The sequence below is a fragment of the Citrobacter sp. wls826 genome (genome assembly GCF_005281245.1).
Lineage (GTDB): Bacteria > Pseudomonadota > Gammaproteobacteria > Enterobacterales > Enterobacteriaceae > Citrobacter > Citrobacter braakii.
Genome location: NZ_SZWS01000032.1, coordinates 50,437 through 67,738 on the forward strand (window position 1 = coordinate 50,437; position 17,302 = coordinate 67,738).

Genomic DNA, 17,302 nt, shown 5'->3' on the forward strand with positions numbered 1-17,302 from the left:
GAGTACCAGGACGCCAAACGGGTCCATTCGCAATTTTCCGGCCAGTAAGACGCCAGAGATAGCAAATACCGCGGTACCGACAATATCCAGCCAATAGACGAGCATTTTTAAATCCTCACAACAGACCTGGTGGGGGCAGGCGCTAATTTATCTGTGAAAGCGCATTACAGAGTTGTTTTGCGGCGAGGATAATACGCGGGCTCGCGCGTTCGAACCAGTCACTATTAAGTGTAATAATGGGTATTTTTAGCTGGTTTCCCCAGTATTGTTCAATTTTCAGAGTTTCGCCTGGCCCTCCGGTTGCAACAATAGCCTGGGGCGCTCGTGCCAGGACCTGCTCACGGCTAACCTGCGGCCAGGGGACCCGACTGCCGGCAAAGATGTTTTCTCCACCGCATACCTCAAGAACTTCGTGCTGAATGGAGCCTTTTCCACTGGTAAACAGAGGATTTGCGCCAAACTGGAGAAACACGCGTTTTTTCGGTTTGTTGGCATACCGAGATTTTAGTAAAGCATAGTCATCAAGCATGGTTTGCGCCGCCTGTTTAGCCTGCTCAGGCTTTGGGCTCCACGCTGCCAGCTGGCGGAGCGCATCGGCGACCTGCTCGATGGTAACGGCGTCCACCCAGATGACCTTAATTCCCAGGGCGGTCAGTTGATTCACCTGCCGCTCAGCATTTCCCCCGCGCCAGGCGACGACTAAATCCGGTTTAAGCGCCACAATGCGTTCAAGGTTCATACCTTGCCAGGTGGAAACCTCCTCGATATTTTTGGCCGCTGGCGGGTAGTTTGAGTAGCTACTGACGCCTACGGGTGTAATGCCGGCGGCAAAGGCGAGTTCGGTATTGGCTGGAGAAAGCGTCACAACACGCGGTGCGGCGTACAGGAACGCCGGAAGAGTGAAAAGCAGGGCGACCAGCGCCCTGGAGAGTAATTTAGCCATGCGCCAGTTTCTGTACCAGCGTTTCAACCATCAGGCTTGACTGTTTCGCGGCAACAACCAGGAACTCGTCAAAGCTGAGATGGGACTGCTGATCGGCGACGTCAGAGATGGCGCGAACCACGACAAACGGCACATTGAAGTTATGGCAAACGTGCGCAATCGCGGTCGCTTCCATCTCAACGGCAATGGCCTGCGGGAAGTTATGCTTAATTTTAGCCAGACCCACGGAGCCATTAATGAAGGCATCGCCGCTGACGATAAGTCCGCGAACGGCGTTCAGATTGAGTTGCGCAATGCAGGATTCTGCTGCAGCAATCAGCGCAGGATCGGCTTTAAAACCAGCCGGGCAGCCCGGTAACTGACCAAATTCATAGCCAAAGGCGGTAACGTCGGCATCGTGATAGCGCGCTTCGTCAGAAACCACGATATCGCCGACTTTCAGCGTAGAGGCCAGGCCGCCCGCGGAACCGGTGTTAATGATGGCATCCGGCTTGCAGCGTTCAAGCAGCAGCGTAGCGCCCAGCGCCGCCGCCACTTTACCGATACCTGATTTCAGTAGCGCAACCTCTGTACCGTTCAGTTGGCCGGTGTAAATTTCACAACCGCCGAGAGAGAGAGTCTGACGGTTTTCGATTTTGTCACGCAGCAGCGTAACTTCTTCTTCCATTGCACCAATGATGCCGATTTTCATAGATTTACTCGCGATAAGCCAGATTTGAGGGCATAGTCTATCATGCGCTTAAGGGGTAGCGCATTTCTCAGGCGGGAGAGGATATGGTACAGATCGATTTCCGAAAAAAAATAAACTGGCATCGTCGTTACCGTTCGCCGCAGGGCGTGAAGACGGAGCATGAGATCCTGCGTATTTTCGAAAGCGATCGTGGACGTATTATCAATTCTCCGGCTATTCGCCGACTGCAACAAAAAACCCAGGTCTTTCCGCTGGAACGTAACGCGGCGGTGCGCACGCGCCTGACGCACTCGATGGAAGTTCAGCAAGTTGGGCGCTATATCGCTAAAGAGATCCTCAGCCGACTGAAAGAACTAAAACTGCTGGAGCAGTATGGTCTGGATGAACTGACGGGACCGTTTGAGAGTATTGTCGAAATGTCGTGCCTGATGCATGACATTGGCAATCCGCCGTTTGGTCATTTTGGTGAAGCGGCGATTAATGACTGGTTCCGCCAGCGGCTGTATCCCGCCGACGCGGAAAGTCAGCCCCTCAGCGATGACCGCTGCCTGGTGGCGGCGTTACGTTTGCGCGAAGGCGAAGAGTCGCTGAATGATATTCGCCGTAAGGTGCGTCAGGACCTGTGCCATTTTGAAGGTAATGCCCAGGGGATTCGTCTGGTGCATACTTTGATGCGTATGAATCTTACCTGGGCCCAGGTTGGTGGTATTTTAAAATATACCCGTCCGGCGTGGTGGCGCGGAAGTACGCCTACGACGCATGACTATTTAATGAAGAAACCGGGCTATTACCTTTCTGAAGAACCGTATATTGAACGGTTACGTAAAGAATTATCATTAGCGCCCTACAGTCGCTTTCCATTAACCTGGATAATGGAAGCTGCCGATGATATCTCTTATTGCGTGGCCGACCTGGAAGATGCCGTTGAGAAAAGAATCTTTAGCGTCGAGCAACTTTATCACCATCTGCATGAGGCGTGGGGGCATCACGAAAAAGGTTCTCTATTTAGCCAGGTTGTTGAGAATGCCTGGGAGAAATCACGTTCAAATACATTAAGCCGGAGCACGGAAGATCAGTTCTTTATGTATTTACGCGTCAATACGCTGAATAAACTGGTGCCGTATGCAGCCCAGCGGTTTATTGATAATTTACCGCAGGTTTTTGACGGCAGCTTTAATCACGCCCTGTTAGAAGATGCCAGTAGCTTTAGTCAGTTGCTGGGTGTCTATAAAAATGTGGCGGTAAAACACGTATTTAGTCATCCGGACGTTGAGCAGTTGGAATTGCAGGGGTATCGGGTGATCAGTGGGTTGCTGGAGATCTATCAGCCTTTATTAAAAATGTCCCAGTCAGATTTTACTGAGCTGGTCGACAATGAAAGAGTTAAACGTTTTCCTATCGAATCACGATTATTTCAGAAGTTGTCTACTCGCCATCGTCTTGCTTATGTCGAGGCGGTTAGTAAAATATCAACGGGTTGCGCTGAGTTTTCGGTAATGGAATATTATTATCGCTGCCGGCTGATTCAGGATTATATCAGCGGGATGACCGATCTGTATGCCTGGGATGAATATCGTCGCTTGATGGCCGTAGAACAATAAATACTCATTTGTAAAGACGGCCAATAAAATTTTACTTTTTCCTTAAACTCAATTCTGGAACTTAGCGCTATAAAACGACTCTGACGTATACAGCAATTTTGCGTTACCTGTTAATCGAGAACGAAACACATGAAAAAAACCACATTAGCAATGAGTGCACTGGCTCTGAGTTTAGGTTTGGCGTTGTCCCCCCTGTCTGCCACAGCGGCTGAGACGTCGTCTTCAGCAATGACCGCCCAACAGATGCCAAGCCTGGCCCCGATGCTCGAAAAAGTGATGCCATCGGTGGTAAGTATTAACGTCGAGGGGAGCACGACGGTAAATACGCCGCGTATGCCGCGTAATTTCCAGCAGTTCTTCGGTGATAATTCACCATTCTGCCAGGACGGTTCACCGTTCCAGAGTTCACCGTTCTGCCAGGGCGGCGCGCCGGGCGCTGACAACGGCGGCGGCCAGCAGCAGAAATTTATGGCGCTGGGTTCCGGCGTAATTATTGATGCCGCGAAAGGGTATGTCGTGACCAACAACCACGTGGTGGATAACGCCACGGTGATTAAGGTTCAGTTGAGCGATGGCCGTAAATTTGATGCGAAGATCGTGGGTAAAGATCCGCGCTCCGATATCGCGCTGATCCAAATTCAGGATCCGAAAAACCTGACGGCGATTAAGCTGGCAGATTCCGACGCGCTGCGTGTGGGTGATTATACCGTAGCAATTGGTAACCCGTTTGGCCTCGGTGAGACCGTGACCTCCGGTATTGTTTCTGCGCTGGGCCGTAGCGGCCTGAACGCGGAAAACTACGAAAACTTTATTCAGACGGATGCCGCGATCAACCGGGGTAACTCCGGTGGCGCACTGGTTAACCTGAACGGTGAGCTGATCGGTATTAACACCGCGATCCTTGCGCCGGACGGCGGTAACATCGGTATCGGCTTTGCAATCCCGAGCAACATGGTGAAAAACCTGACGTCGCAGATGGTTGAGTTTGGTCAGGTTAAACGCGGTGAGCTGGGTATTATGGGTACCGAGCTGAGCTCTGAGCTGGCGAAAGCGATGAAAGTTGATGCTCAGCGTGGCGCATTTGTCAGCCAGGTGATGCCGAACTCTTCCGCAGCGAAATCAGGTATTAAAGCCGGGGATGTGATTACCTCCCTGAACGGTAAACCGATCAGCAGCTTCGCCGCCCTGCGTGCGCAGGTGGGTACGATGCCGGTAGGCAGCAAAATTAACCTTGGCCTGTTGCGTGACGGTAAGCCGGTCACTGTGAATCTGGAACTGCAGCAGAGCAGCCAGACTCAGGTTGATTCCAGCTCTATCTTCAAAGGCATTGAAGGGGCTGATATGAGCAACAAAGGCCAGGACAAAGGGGTCGTGGTCAGCGAGGTGAAAGCGAATTCTCCGGCTGCACGGATTGGCCTGAAGAAAGGGGATGTGATTATCGGTGCGAACCAGCAGCCGGTGAAAAATATCGCCGAACTGCGCAAAATCCTCGACAGCAAACCGGCTGTACTGGCGCTGAACATTCAGCGTGGTGACAGCTCCATCTATCTGTTGATGCAGTAATCTCCCTAAACCCCTTCCTGCACAGGAAGGGGTTTCTTTTTGTGATACTTCCCACAACTCCATACTTCTCCCTCTCGCTTTGTGCAGTTGCACAATGCCGCCGCTTATTATCTTCCCTATGCTTGAGCTCTGCTCACAGGAGGGGTTTATGGCTGGCTGGCATCTTGATACCAAAATGGCGCAGGATATCGTAGCGCGAACCATGCGCATCATTGATACCAATATCAACGTAATGGATGCCCGCGGGCGGATCATTGGCAGCGGCGATCGCGAACGAATTGGTGAATTGCACGAAGGCGCGCTGCTGGTGCTTTCGCAAGGTCGGGTGGTCGATATTGACGATGCGGTAGCCCGGCATTTACATGGAGTGCGTCAGGGGATAAACCTGCCGCTGCGTCTGGAAGGCGAAATCGTTGGCGTTATCGGTCTTACTGGCGAGCCGGAACATCTGCGCAAGTATGGAGAACTGGTGTGCATGACCGCCGAAATGATGCTGGAACAGTCGCGTCTGATGCATCTGTTAGCGCAGGATAGCCGTCTGCGTGAAGAGCTGGTGATGAACCTGATTCAGGCTGAAGAGAATACCCCGGCGCTGATGGAATGGGCACAGCGATTGGGCATTGATTTGAACCAGCCGCGCGTGGTGGCGGTAGTGGAGGTCGACAGCGGTCAGCTTGGCGTTGATAGTGCGATGGCGGAGCTACAGCAATTGCAGAACGCGTTGACTACACCCGAACGTAATAATCTGATTGCGATTGTTTCTCTGACCGAGATGGTGGTGCTGAAACCAGCGCTCAATCAGTTTGGCCGCTGGGACGCTGAAGATCATCGCAAGCGCGTTGAGCAACTGATTGCCCGCATGAAAGAGAATGGACAACTGCGTTTTCGCGTGTCCCTGGGCAACTATTTTACCGGGCCCGGCAGCATTGCCCGTTCGTATCGTACGGCGCGCACCACCATGATGGTCGGCAAGCAGCGGATGCCGGAAAGCCGGAGTTATTTCTATCAGGACTTGATGCTGCCGGTGCTGCTGGACAGCCTGCGCGGCGGCTGGCAGGCCAATGAGCTGGCGCGCCCGCTGGTAAGGCTGAAAGCGATGGATAACAACGGTTTGCTGCGTCGAACATTATCGGCATGGTTTCGACATAACGTTCAGCCGCTGGCGACCTCAAAAGCATTGTTTATTCACCGCAATACGCTGGAGTATCGCCTGAACCGTATTTCAGAGCTGACCGGGCTGGATCTGGGGAATTTTGACGATCGACTGCTGCTGTATGTGGCGTTGCAGCTGGATGAGCAGCATTGATTAATTGCCTGATAAGCGTAGCGCTATCAGGCAACAATCTACTTATTTGCGCGTCAGTTTTTCCAGATCGGCTTCAATCTCGCTGATCTTGTTGGTCACGACGCTTTCCAGATGACGTAAATCATCGAGGATCTTGCGTTTAAGATCGACTTCGCTGCGATCTCGCTGGCAGATCTGATCCAGTTCGTCGATCACGTAGCGCAGGTTGGGACTGATCTCCTGCACTTCTTTGTAACCCTGGCCGACGCCATCGGCGACAACCGTTTTACGCTGACGGGGATATTTGAACTTCACGCTCTTGGCAAAAAACTCGCCTTTATCCTTCTGGAAATAGATTTTCAGGATATCGTTGTTGGCTTCTTGCCGCAGGCTGTAACGATCGATCTCTTCAGGATTAGTAATGCCCAGACTTTTCAGATTGTCATACATAGCGGTACCCTTAAGCTCACTATAACCATTGAATAATTAACGAAAAGCCTTGTTTATGCCACTCGCAGATGTAAAAAAAGCGGGCTAAGCCCGCTTTTTCAAATCGCTGTTAGTCGATGGTGCGTAACAGTTCGTTGATTCCCACTTTGCCACGCGTTTTGGCATCGACTTTCTTCACAATCACCGCGCAGTACAGGCTGTATTTGCCATCTTTCGACGGCAGGTTGCCGGAGACGACCACGGAGCCCGCCGGAACGCGGCCGTAATGCACTTCGCCGGTTTCGCGATCGTAAATACGGGTGCTCTGGCCGATATACACACCCATAGAGATGACGGAGCCTTCTTCGACGATCACGCCTTCAACCACTTCAGAGCGCGCGCCGATGAAGCAGTTGTCTTCGATGATGGTCGGGTTAGCCTGCAACGGTTCCAGTACGCCGCCGATACCAACGCCACCGGACAGGTGTACGTTCTTACCGATTTGCGCACAGGAACCCACGGTCGCCCAGGTATCAACCATCGTACCTTCATCAACATAAGCGCCGATGTTCACGTAAGACGGCATCAGCACGGTGTTACGGGCGATAAACGCGCCCTGACGCACTGCCGCAGGCGGAACCACGCGGAAACCTTCTTTCTGGAAGCGCGCTTCGTCGTAGTTGGCGAATTTCATCGGCACTTTATCGAAGTAACGGCTTTCCGCACCCTCGATAACCTGATTATCGTTAATACGGAAAGAGAGCAGGACCGCCTTTTTCAGCCACTGATGCGTGACCCACTGACCCTCAATCTTTTCTGCGACGCGCAGTGCACCGGAATCCAGTAAAGAAATAACCTGATTCACCGCTTCGCGGGTTACGGTATCTACATTTGCCGGAGTAATGTCGGCACGGCGCTCGAAAGCGGACTCAATAACGTTCTGTAACTGCTGCATTGTTAAACTCTTTCCATAATAAATAAAAACATTACCCTTTATCGTTTGGATTGAGGGCCTCTGTCAACCGTTGATGCACTTCCTGCTGCAGCTCATTATTAAGGGCGCGCCGGTCGGCGGTGGCGATTATGAATAAATCTTCTACTCGCTCGCCAATAGTTGTAATTCGGGCGCCATGCAGCGAAATTCCCAGATCGGCAAAAATCTGCCCGACCCGCGCCAGCAGCCCTGGCTGGTCGAGAGCGATAAGCTCAAGAAATGATTTTCGGTCGGTATGGGTAGGCAGAAAAGTGACCTCGGTATCGACGGTAAAGTGACGTAATTTTGCCGGCTGGCGACGCGGTTGCGGCGGCTGCCAGCTACGCTGGGTGATCGCCTGTTCAAGCCCAAAACGGATCGCTTCGTGTCGGTCTGACGACAGCGGGCTACCGTCTGGTTCCAGCACAATGAACGTATCCATCGCCATCCCATCGCGGGTGGTGAAAATCTGCGCATCGTGGACGCTAAGGTTGCGCCTGTCCAGTTCGGCGCAGACGGCAGCAAACAGATAAGGGCGGTCAGGGCTCCAGATGAAAATTTCCGTCCCGCCTCGCGTGGCCTGCGGGCTGAGCAGGATCAGCGGCTTGCTGAGATCGTGTTGCAGCAGATGACGTGCATGCCAGGCCAGCTGATTTGGGCTGTGACGTACGAAATAGTTGGCGCGACAGCGCGACCAGATATGGTGTAGCGCTTCTTCATCAATGTTGTCCATGCGCAGTAGCGCCAGCGCCTGAAGCTGATGATGGCGTACGCGCTCACGCATATCCGGCGTGTTTTGCATCCCGCGCCGTAACTGTTTTTCCGTCGCGAAGTACAGCTCGCGCAGCAAGCTTTGCTTCCAGCTATTCCACAGCGTTTCGTTGGTGGCACAAATATCTGCGACGGTCAGGCACACCAAAAAGCGCAGACGATGTTCCGTTTGCACCTCTTCGGCGAATTGCTTAATGACTTCGGGATCCTGAATATCGCGGCGCTGAGCGGTAACCGACATCAGCAAATGCTGGCGCACCAGCCACACGATCAGTTGCGTTTCGCGGGAGTTCAGACCGTGCAGTTCGGCGAATTTGAGCACATCCTGGGCGCCGAGAACCGAGTGATCGCCGCCGCGACCTTTGGCGATATCGTGGAACAGCGCGGCAATCAGAATCAGCTCCGGCTGTCGCAGACGCGGCCACAGATCCACGCACAGCGGATGGCGCTGACGGGTCTCTTCGTTAGCAAAACTTTCCAGCTTGAGCATTACGCGAATGGTGTGTTCATCCACCGTATATGCATGAAACAGGTCAAACTGCATTTGGCCGACAATATGCGACCATTGCGGCATATAGGCCCACAACACGCTGTGGCGATGCATAGGCAGCAGGCCGCGACTCACCGCGCCCGGATGGCGCAACATACTGAGAAACAGCGAACGCGCTTCCGGGATGTAGCACAGCGGCTGCGTTAAATGACGGCGGGCATGACGCAAATGGCGCAGCGTAGTGGAGTAAATTCCGCTGATCGCGCTATTACGCACCATGATGTAAAACATCCGCAATATCGCTTCGGGTTTGCGAATAAACAGGTCGTCGTCGCGCAGATCAATCAACGTGCCGCGCAGTTGAAAGTCGTCATCAATCGGACGTGGTTTTTCATCGGCGGGCAGGGCGAGGATCGCCTCGTCGAACAGTTGCAACAGCATGTGGTTCAGTTCGCTGACCCGTCGTGTGACGCGGAAATAGTCTTTCATCATCCGCTCGATAGGCTCATTGCCTTCACCGCCGTAGTTCAGGCGTTGCGCCACGCTGAGCTGACGATCAAACAGCAGACGGTTGTCGTAACGACTAACGACCAGATGCAGGGCAAAGCGAATGCGCCACAGGATATGCAAACATTCATTCAGCTCGGCACGTTCTGCCTGCGTCAAAAAGCCGAAACCGACCATTTCATCCAGTGAGGTGGCGCCAAAATGGCGGCGGGCCACCCATTGCAGGGTATGAATATCGCGCAGGCCGCCGGGGCTACTTTTGATATCCGGCTCCAGGTTATAGCTGGTGCCGTGATAGCGCTGGTGGCGCTGATTCTGCTCTTCAACTTTGGCTGCGTAAAACTTATCGGACGGCCAGAAACCTTCGCTAAAAATATGCTTTTGTAGCTCAAGAAACAGCGCCACATCACCAATCAGCAGGCGTGTTTCAATCAGGTTGGTGGCGACGGTTAAATCTGACAATCCTTCCAGCAGACACTCTTCCAGCGTGCGCACGCTGTGCCCAACCTCGAGCCTCACGTCCCATAGCAGCGTTAACAGTTCGCCAACTTTTTCGGCCTGCGCGTCTGGTAGCTTTTTACGACTCAGGATCAGCAGGTCAATATCGGAAAGCGGATGCAGTTCGCCGCGCCCGTAACCGCCAACGGCAACCAGCGCCAGGTCGGCAATTTGACCGAAACCGGCTTCAATCCACAGACGTTGCAGTAACTGGTCAATAAATTCGGTGCGGGCCTCAATCAGCTGCTCTGCGGAAATCCCGCTGTCAAACGCGTCACCTAACCAGTGCTGGAAAGTGTCGATATGCGCTTTAATGCCGGGGCAATTGAGATCGTGCTGCGGCCAGGTTCCGGGGTTCTGCGGTTGGCCTGGCAGGGTGGGGAGGGCAGTATTTGCGTGTTGTTCAGGAAGAGTATTCATTATGCGCCACCCATTAAAAAAGCCGGATGACGGCGTGAACGCCTTACCCGGCCTACGAAGTAGTACAATTTGTAGGCCTGATAAGATGCGGGTGCATCGCCATCAGGCAAAACATTATTCGTCGTGTGTGATGATCGCCGGGATGGTGTCATCCTTGCGTAATGTCAGAATTTCACAGCCTTTTTCCGTCACCACAATAGTATGCTCGTACTGAGCAGACAAGCTCCGATCTTTAGTTTTCACCGTCCACCCGTCTTTCATGGTGCGGATGCGGTAATCACCGGCATTCAACATGGGTTCTACGGTGAAGGTCATGCCCGGCTGCAGTACCACACCGCCGTCGTCTGCATCGTAGTGCAGAACCTGCGGCTCTTCATGGAAACCGCGACCGATGCCGTGACCGCAATATTCACGGACCACAGAGAAGCCTTCGCCTTCCGCGTATTTCTGAATCGCAGCGCCCAGCGTGCGCAGGCGAATACCTGGTTTTACCATCCGCAGCGCCAGATACAGGCTTTCCTGCGTGACGCGGCACAAACGCTCGCCCAGAATGGTTGGTTTGCCGACGATGAACATTTTCGAGGTATCACCGTGGAACTCGTCTTTAATCACGGTTACGTCGATGTTGACGATATCGCCGTCTTTCAGGAGCTTGGCGTCGTCCGGGATCCCATGGCACACCACTTCATTAATAGAGATGCACACGGACTTCGGATAACCGTGATAGCCCAGGCAGGCGGAAATGGCCTGCTGCTCATTCACGATGTAGTCATTACAGATGCGATCCAGTTCGCCGGTGCTGACGCCTGGCTTAACAAACGGTTCGATCATTTCCAGTACATCGGCGGCCAGACGGCCAGCGACGCGCATTTTTTCGATTTCTTCAGGGGTCTTGATTGAGATAGCCATGAATTCTGTCCATCAGTGCCGATGATATCGGCAATAATTGTTTAAGTGGTGCTAATGGTATCAGTCCGGCATACATGCTGCCAAATTGAGAATCATTCTGAACTTCGCCTTTCGTGCCACAGGTGTGTTGGCTGTATTTGCTCACTCCAGCCGCTTACAGCATGTAGGCTCCCGGAGATGCAAAAATTGGCTGCCTCCCTGTAACACGAAATTCATCGTTCATTCAGCACGCACCGCCAACAATTATTGGTGTCGGTAGCGTATTTGTGGTATAAAGCGCGCCGGACTTCCGATCCATTTGAAGACTACACACGATGGACGGGAGCGACAAATCTCACTTTGTGTAACAACACACACGTATCGGCACATATTCCGGGGTGCCCTTTGGGGTCGGTAATATGGGATGCGTGGAGGCTTAACCCCAACTTTTATATATAGAGGTTTTAATCATGGCAACTGTTTCCATGCGCGACATGCTCAAGGCTGGTGTTCACTTCGGTCACCAGACCCGTTACTGGAACCCGAAAATGAAGCCGTTCATCTTCGGTGCGCGTAACAAAGTTCACATCATCAACCTTGAGAAAACTGTACCGATGTTCAACGAAGCTCTGGCTGAACTGAACAAGATCTCTGCTCGTAAAGGTAAAATCCTTTTCGTTGGTACTAAACGCGCTGCAAGCGAAGCGGTGAAAGAAGCTGCTAACAACTGCGACCAGTTCTTCGTGAACCATCGCTGGTTGGGCGGCATGCTGACTAACTGGAAAACCGTTCGTCAGTCCATCAAACGTCTGAAAGATCTGGAAACTCAGTCTCAGGACGGTACTTTCGAAAAGCTGACCAAGAAAGAAGCGCTGATGCGTACTCGTGAGCTTGAGAAACTGGAAAACAGCCTGGGCGGTATCAAAGACATGGGCGGTCTGCCGGACGCTCTGTTCGTAATCGATGCTGACCACGAGCACATTGCTATCAAAGAAGCAAACAACCTGGGTATCCCAGTATTTGCTATCGTTGATACCAACTCTGATCCGGACGGTGTTGACTTCGTTATCCCGGGTAACGACGACGCAATCCGTGCTGTGACCCTGTACCTGGGCGCTGTAGCTACTACCGTTCGTGAAGGCCGTTCTCAGGATCTGGCTTCCCAGGCGGAAGAAAGCTTCGTAGAAGCTGAATAATAAGGCACGCTCGTTCGAGCCCCCTTATAAACCAGGTAGTATCACGTTTGGTTAGGGGCCCTTTAGGCCCCTTTTTCACTTTTAAATCTGTGCGGTTTCATGCCGGGCAGATCAAATCTTCCGAGGATTTTAGAATGGCTGAAATTACCGCATCCCTGGTAAAAGAGCTGCGTGAGCGTACTGGCGCAGGCATGATGGATTGCAAAAAAGCACTGACTGAAGCTAATGGCGACATCGAGCTGGCAATCGAAAACATGCGTAAGTCCGGCGCAATCAAAGCGGCGAAAAAAGCAGGCAACGTTGCTGCTGACGGCGTAATCAAAACCAAAATCGACGGCAACATCGCTTTCATTCTGGAAGTTAACTGCCAGACTGACTTCGTTGCTAAAGATGCTGGTTTCCAGGCATTTGCTGACAAAGTACTGGACGCTGCCGTTGCTGGCAAAATCACTGACGTTGAAGTTCTGAAAGCGCAGTTCGAAGAAGAACGTGTTGCTCTGGTTGCTAAAATCGGTGAGAACATCAACATCCGTCGCGTTGCTTCCCTGGAAGGCGAAGTTCTGGGTAACTACCAGCACGGTGCTCGTATCGGTGTTCTGGTTGCTGCAACTGGCGCTGACGAAGAGCTGGTTAAACAGCTGGCAATGCACGTTGCTGCAAGCAAGCCAGAATTCGTTAAGCCGGAAGACGTTTCTGCTGAAGTGGTAGAGAAAGAATACCAGGTTCAGCTGGACATCGCGATGCAGTCTGGTAAGCCGAAAGAAATCGCAGAGAAAATGGTTGAAGGCCGTATGAAGAAATTCACCGGCGAAGTTTCTCTGACTGGTCAGCCTTTCGTTATGGATCCGAGCAAATCTGTTGGTCAGCTGCTGAAAGAGCACAACGCTGATGTAACAGGCTTCATCCGCTTTGAAGTGGGTGAAGGTATCGAGAAAGTTGAGACTGACTTTGCAGCAGAAGTTGCTGCGATGTCCAAGCAGTCTTAATTTTTAAAGGAGCCGCCTGAGGGCGGCTTCTTTTTGTGTCTGGCTTGTAAATTCAGCGAACCGCTATAGTGGTCATGCTGAAAAGCGACATACAATGTCGCCGGAATTAATTCATCTCATTCGTTGACAGTCTCAGGAAAGAAACATGGCTACCAATGCAAAACCCGTCTACAAACGTATTCTGCTTAAGTTAAGTGGCGAAGCTCTGCAAGGTTCAGAAGGCTTCGGTATTGATGCAAGCATCCTTGACCGTATGGCTCAGGAAATCAAAGAGCTGGTTGAGCTGGGTATCCAGGTTGGCGTAGTGATTGGTGGTGGTAACCTGTTCCGTGGCGCTGGTCTGGCGAAAGCAGGGATGAACCGCGTTGTGGGCGACCACATGGGCATGTTAGCCACCGTCATGAACGGTCTGGCGATGCGCGATGCGCTTCACCGCGCCTATGTGAACGCTCGCTTGATGTCCGCAATTCCTCTGAATGGCGTGTGTGATAACTACAGCTGGGCGGAAGCAATCAGCCTGCTGCGTAACAACCGCGTTGTTATTTTGTCTGCGGGTACTGGCAATCCGTTCTTCACTACCGACTCTGCGGCTTGCCTGCGTGGTATTGAAATTGAAGCGGATGTGGTACTGAAAGCCACCAAAGTCGATGGCGTATTTACGGCTGACCCGGCTAAAGATCCAACGGCGACTATGTACGAACAGTTGACCTATGCTGAAGTTCTGGATAAAGAGCTGAAAGTGATGGATCTTGCGGCGTTTACGCTGGCTCGTGACCACAAATTACCGATTCGTGTCTTTAACATGAACAAACCGGGTGCGCTGCGCCGTGTTGTTATGGGTGAAAAAGAAGGCACGTTAATCACGGAATAATTCCCGTTGCGGCTAAATGCAGGTAATATTCCGCTTTAATGTCGCGGGATACGTCCCTCAAAATTAATCAAGACTATACTTGTCACATCTTGCGTGGTGGGTATGGTCTGACTGAAATAAGCTTTCAAGGATTCGTAACGTGATCAACGATATCAGAAAAGATGCTGAAGTACGCATGGACAAATGCGTCGAAGCGTTCAAAAACCAAATCAGCAAAATTCGCACGGGCCGTGCTTCTCCTAGCCTGCTGGATGGTATTGTCGTGGAATATTACGGCACACCGACCCCGCTGCGCCAGCTGGCAAGCGTAACGGTTGAAGATTCCCGTACCCTGAAAATCAACGTGTTTGACCGTTCTATGGGGCCAGCCGTTGAGAAAGCAATTATGGCTTCCGACCTCGGTCTGAATCCAAGTTCTGCGGGTTCCGACATCCGCGTTCCGCTGCCGCCGCTGACTGAAGAACGTCGTAAAGATCTGACCAAGATCGTGCGTGGCGAAGCTGAAGGCGCGCGCGTTGCCGTACGTAACGTACGCCGCGATGCCAACGACAAAGTGAAAGCGTTGTTGAAAGAAAAAGAGATCAGCGAAGATGACGATCGCCGTTCTCAGGACGACGTACAGAAACTGACTGACGCAGCTATCAAGAAAGTTGATGCGGCGCTGGCAGAGAAAGAAACGGAACTGATGCAGTTCTGATTCGCCTGTACGCTAAAAACGCCGCTTAGAAGGCCTGAGAAGGCTGGATGGCGGCGTTTTGCTTTTTTCTGTCTATATACTCTAAATAATTCGAGTTGCAGGAAGGCGGCGACGCAGGGCATCCCCGGGAGCGTACACCAGTGCGTGACAGGGGTGAACGAGGAGAGCCAACGTACATGCAACTTGAAGTATGACGAGTAAAATTCTTCTGGATGTCTGATGAAGCAATTAACCATCCTGGGATCAACCGGTTCCATTGGTTGCAGTACGCTGGATGTAGTACGCCATAACCCGGAAAAATTTCGTGTTGCTGCGTTGGTGGCGGGTAAAAATGTCGTCCGTATGGTTGAGCAATGTCTGGAATTTTCTCCTCGCTATGCGGTAATGGACGATGAAAAAAGCGCTGCGTTGGTAAAAGCAGCTCTGCTGGAGCAGGGCAGTCGTACTGAGGTTATGAGCGGGCAGCAGGCGGCCTGTGATATGGCTGCGCTGGATGATGTTGATCAGGTTATGGCGGCGATTGTCGGCGCGGCGGGCTTGCTACCGACGCTGGCGGCAATCCGTGCGGGCAAAAGCATTTTGCTGGCGAATAAAGAGTCACTGGTGACCTGCGGGCGTCTGTTTATGGACGACGTGCAACGCCACAAAGCACAGCTTTTGCCGGTAGATAGCGAACATAACGCGATTTTTCAGAGTTTACCGCAACCTATCCAACACAATCTGGGATACGCTGACCTTGAGCAAAATGGCGTCATATCAGTTTTGCTTACCGGGTCTGGTGGCCCTTTCCGTGAAACGGCATTGCGCGATCTGGTTTCTATGACCCCCGATCAGGCATGTCGTCATCCGAATTGGTCGATGGGACGAAAAATCTCTGTCGATTCAGCCACCATGATGAATAAAGGTCTGGAATACATTGAAGCGCGTTGGTTATTTAATGCCAATGCAAGCCAGATGGAAGTGCTGATTCACCCGCAGTCGGTTATTCATTCGATGGTGCGTTATCAGGATGGTAGCGTTCTGGCGCAGTTGGGGGAACCTGATATGCGTACACCTATTGCTCATACGATGGCATGGCCAGAACGAGTGACGTCCGGCGTTAAGCCTGTCGACTTTTGCAAGCTCAGTGCGTTGACGTTTTCCGCACCTGATTACCAGCGTTATCCATGCCTGAAACTGGCGATGGACGCGTTTGAGCAAGGGCAGGCGGCGACGACCGCTTTGAACGCAGCGAATGAAATTACCGTTGCCGCATTCCTGGCGCAGCAGATCCGATTTACCGATATTGCTGACCTGAATTTATCCGTACTGGATAAGATGGATTTGCAGGAACCACAGAGCGTTGATGACGTGCTGAAGGTTGATGCTATCGCGCGGGAAGTCGCCAGAAAAGAAGTGATGCGACGCTCAAGCTGATGATAATCCCTCCACGGAGAATCGCGCTATTTGTTAGCGTTGGGCTTCAGTGATATAGTCTGCGCCACTCGATCGCGGGTATTTGTTTTTTTTCGGTCGGGTAAGCCGTGGTTTGACACGGCTTTTTTGTGGATGCACAAAATCATTCAGGTTGCATCAAGGTGGCAAGTGGATGAGTCCCCTGGAGCATACAAAGAGTATGTGACTGGGGCGAAGATCACAGCCAACGAAGGAGCAGCCTGAAGGATGAAGCGCAAAAGGCTTCAGTATTCCTGAGTACCGTATAATCCTTTCAGGGACTAAAAACGCGTTATGTTGTCTGCAACTAAACCATTAAGCGAAAATTTGCCAGCACATGGTTGTCGCCATGTAGCAATTATCATGGATGGCAATGGCCGCTGGGCGAAAAAGCAAGGGAAGATTCGCGCCTTTGGACATAAGGCCGGAGCAAAGTCCGTCCGCCGGGCTGTCTCTTTTGCTGCCAATAACGGTATTGATGCGTTAACGCTGTATGCCTTTAGCAGTGAGAACTGGAACCGACCCGCGCAGGAAGTGAGCGCGTTAATGGAGCTGTTTGTGTGGGCGCTTGATAGCGAAGTGAAAAACCTGCACCGCCATAACGTACGTCTGCGTATTATCGGGGATATCAGTCGATTTAACTCACGTTTGCAAGAACGGATTCGCAAATCAGAAGCGATTACTGCCCAGAATACCGGGTTGACGCTAAATATTGCAGCGAATTACGGTGGACGGTGGGATATAGTCCAGGGAGTCAGACAACTGGCACAACAGGTGCAGGATGGTCTGCTGCGTCCAGAGCAAATCGATGAAGAGATGCTGGGGCAGCAAATTTGTATGCATGAACTGGCTCCTGTGGATTTAGTGATAAGGACTGGGGGAGAGCATCGAATTAGTAATTTTCTGTTGTGGCAAATTGCCTATGCCGAACTTTACTTTACGGATGTTCTCTGGCCCGATTTCGATGAACAAGACTTTGAAGGTGCGCTGCATGCCTTTGCTAATCGTGAGCGTCGTTTCGGCGGCACCGAGCCCGGTGATGAAAAAGCCTGATGGGGG

Annotated in this window: 16 protein-coding genes; 9 read left to right on the forward strand and 7 right to left on the reverse strand. The window is 52.1% G+C overall.

Features of this window, described 5'->3' with window-relative positions:
* From FDW87_RS22120 to mtnN, 3 genes are all read right to left on the reverse strand, one after another.
* The coding region (locus FDW87_RS22120; protein ID WP_252363080.1) for a TRIC cation channel family protein at positions 1-105 on the reverse strand (105 nt) is incomplete at its 3' end.
* A 37-nt stretch (positions 106-142) separates the two neighbouring features.
* Positions 143-943 (reverse strand): vitamin B12 ABC transporter substrate-binding protein BtuF, encoded by an 801-nt coding sequence (gene btuF, locus FDW87_RS08250; protein ID WP_016155723.1) that lies wholly within the window; start codon positions 941-943, stop codon positions 143-145.
* The gene (gene mtnN / locus FDW87_RS08255; protein ID WP_016151752.1) at positions 936-1,634 is read right to left on the reverse strand and encodes a 5'-methylthioadenosine/S-adenosylhomocysteine nucleosidase; all 699 of its coding nucleotides are present in this window, start codon (positions 1,632-1,634) and stop codon (positions 936-938) included. The genes btuF and mtnN overlap by 8 nt, the downstream gene beginning before the upstream one ends.
* Before the next feature lie 83 nt (positions 1,635-1,717).
* On the opposite strand from mtnN, the gene dgt reads away from it, so the two are divergent.
* The 3 genes from dgt (at position 1,718) to cdaR (ending at position 6,104) form a co-directional block, all read left to right on the forward strand.
* The gene (gene dgt, locus FDW87_RS08260) at positions 1,718-3,235 is read left to right on the forward strand and encodes a dGTPase (protein ID WP_016155724.1); all 1,518 of its coding nucleotides are present in this window, start codon (positions 1,718-1,720) and stop codon (positions 3,233-3,235) included.
* 129 nt (positions 3,236-3,364) lie between these two features.
* Positions 3,365-4,798, forward strand: coding sequence for a serine endoprotease DegP (gene degP / locus FDW87_RS08265; RefSeq protein WP_049269209.1), 1,434 nt, complete (start codon positions 3,365-3,367; stop codon positions 4,796-4,798).
* Between the two features lie 148 nt (positions 4,799-4,946).
* Entirely contained in the window at positions 4,947-6,104 is a 1,158-nt protein-coding gene (gene cdaR, locus FDW87_RS08270) for a DNA-binding transcriptional regulator CdaR (protein WP_016151755.1), read from the forward strand.
* Between the two features lie 42 nt (positions 6,105-6,146).
* On the opposite strand, the gene FDW87_RS08275 is transcribed toward cdaR, so the two are convergent.
* From FDW87_RS08275 to map, 4 genes are all read right to left on the reverse strand, one after another.
* A complete protein-coding gene (locus FDW87_RS08275; protein ID WP_003018562.1) occupies positions 6,147-6,533 on the reverse strand; it encodes a DUF3461 family protein in 387 nt (128 codons plus the stop codon).
* 109 nt (positions 6,534-6,642) lie between these two features.
* On the reverse strand, positions 6,643-7,467 hold the full coding sequence (gene dapD, locus FDW87_RS08280; RefSeq protein ID WP_003829186.1) for a 2,3,4,5-tetrahydropyridine-2,6-dicarboxylate N-succinyltransferase: 825 nt from the start codon (positions 7,465-7,467) through the stop codon (positions 6,643-6,645).
* Between the two features lie 31 nt (positions 7,468-7,498).
* Positions 7,499-10,171 carry a bifunctional uridylyltransferase/uridylyl-removing protein GlnD gene (gene glnD / locus FDW87_RS08285; RefSeq protein ID WP_016151756.1) on the reverse strand — a complete coding sequence of 891 codons (2,673 nt, stop codon included), beginning with the start codon at positions 10,169-10,171 and terminating at the stop codon, positions 7,499-7,501.
* A gap of 114 nt (positions 10,172-10,285) precedes the next feature.
* The gene (gene map, locus FDW87_RS08290) at positions 10,286-11,080 is read right to left on the reverse strand and encodes a type I methionyl aminopeptidase (RefSeq protein WP_016151757.1); all 795 of its coding nucleotides are present in this window, start codon (positions 11,078-11,080) and stop codon (positions 10,286-10,288) included.
* A gap of 449 nt (positions 11,081-11,529) precedes the next feature.
* On the opposite strand from map, the gene rpsB reads away from it, so the two are divergent.
* The 6 genes from rpsB (at position 11,530) to ispU (ending at position 17,296) form a co-directional block, all read left to right on the forward strand.
* Entirely contained in the window at positions 11,530-12,255 is a 726-nt protein-coding gene (gene rpsB / locus FDW87_RS08295) for a 30S ribosomal protein S2 (protein WP_016151758.1), read from the forward strand.
* A 134-nt stretch (positions 12,256-12,389) separates the two neighbouring features.
* A complete protein-coding gene (gene tsf / locus FDW87_RS08300) occupies positions 12,390-13,241 on the forward strand; it encodes a translation elongation factor Ts (RefSeq protein WP_016151759.1) in 852 nt (283 codons plus the stop codon).
* A 145-nt stretch (positions 13,242-13,386) separates the two neighbouring features.
* Positions 13,387-14,112: a UMP kinase gene (gene pyrH, locus FDW87_RS08305; protein ID WP_005132114.1), complete on the forward strand. Its 726-nt coding sequence runs from the start codon at positions 13,387-13,389 to the stop codon at positions 14,110-14,112.
* A 139-nt stretch (positions 14,113-14,251) separates the two neighbouring features.
* A complete protein-coding gene (frr, locus tag FDW87_RS08310; RefSeq protein ID WP_016151760.1) occupies positions 14,252-14,809 on the forward strand; it encodes a ribosome recycling factor in 558 nt (185 codons plus the stop codon).
* A gap of 219 nt (positions 14,810-15,028) precedes the next feature.
* Positions 15,029-16,225, forward strand: a complete 1,197-nt coding sequence (gene ispC / locus FDW87_RS08315; protein WP_016155727.1) for a 1-deoxy-D-xylulose-5-phosphate reductoisomerase — start codon at positions 15,029-15,031, stop codon at positions 16,223-16,225.
* 312 nt (positions 16,226-16,537) lie between these two features.
* Positions 16,538-17,296: a (2E,6E)-farnesyl-diphosphate-specific ditrans,polycis-undecaprenyl-diphosphate synthase gene (gene ispU / locus FDW87_RS08320; protein WP_003018543.1), complete on the forward strand. Its 759-nt coding sequence runs from the start codon at positions 16,538-16,540 to the stop codon at positions 17,294-17,296.
* Positions 17,297-17,302: the final 6 nt, after the last annotated feature.

What these genes read in the sequence shown, in the direction of transcription:
- tsf (WP_016151759.1), top strand. Translation starts at nt 12,390, where the DNA reads ATGGCTGAAATTACCGCATCCCTGGTAAAAGAGCTGCGTGAGCGTACT.
- mtnN (WP_016151752.1), bottom strand. Translation starts at nt 1,634, where the DNA reads ATGAAAATCGGCATCATTGGTGCAATGGAAGAAGAAGTTACGCTGCTG.
- ispC (WP_016155727.1), top strand. Translation starts at nt 15,029, where the DNA reads ATGAAGCAATTAACCATCCTGGGATCAACCGGTTCCATTGGTTGCAGT.
- dgt (WP_016155724.1), top strand. Translation starts at nt 1,718, where the DNA reads ATGGTACAGATCGATTTCCGAAAAAAAATAAACTGGCATCGTCGTTAC.
- dapD (WP_003829186.1), bottom strand. Translation starts at nt 7,467, where the DNA reads ATGCAGCAGTTACAGAACGTTATTGAGTCCGCTTTCGAGCGCCGTGCC.
- degP (WP_049269209.1), top strand. Translation starts at nt 3,365, where the DNA reads ATGAAAAAAACCACATTAGCAATGAGTGCACTGGCTCTGAGTTTAGGT.
- pyrH (WP_005132114.1), top strand. Translation starts at nt 13,387, where the DNA reads ATGGCTACCAATGCAAAACCCGTCTACAAACGTATTCTGCTTAAGTTA.
- map (WP_016151757.1), bottom strand. Translation starts at nt 11,080, where the DNA reads ATGGCTATCTCAATCAAGACCCCTGAAGAAATCGAAAAAATGCGCGTC.
- btuF (WP_016155723.1), bottom strand. Translation starts at nt 943, where the DNA reads ATGGCTAAATTACTCTCCAGGGCGCTGGTCGCCCTGCTTTTCACTCTT.
- glnD (WP_016151756.1), bottom strand. Translation starts at nt 10,171, where the DNA reads ATGAATACTCTTCCTGAACAACACGCAAATACTGCCCTCCCCACCCTG.
- FDW87_RS08275 (WP_003018562.1), bottom strand. Translation starts at nt 6,533, where the DNA reads ATGTATGACAATCTGAAAAGTCTGGGCATTACTAATCCTGAAGAGATC.
- ispU (WP_003018543.1), top strand. Translation starts at nt 16,538, where the DNA reads ATGTTGTCTGCAACTAAACCATTAAGCGAAAATTTGCCAGCACATGGT.
- rpsB (WP_016151758.1), top strand. Translation starts at nt 11,530, where the DNA reads ATGGCAACTGTTTCCATGCGCGACATGCTCAAGGCTGGTGTTCACTTC.
- cdaR (WP_016151755.1), top strand. Translation starts at nt 4,947, where the DNA reads ATGGCTGGCTGGCATCTTGATACCAAAATGGCGCAGGATATCGTAGCG.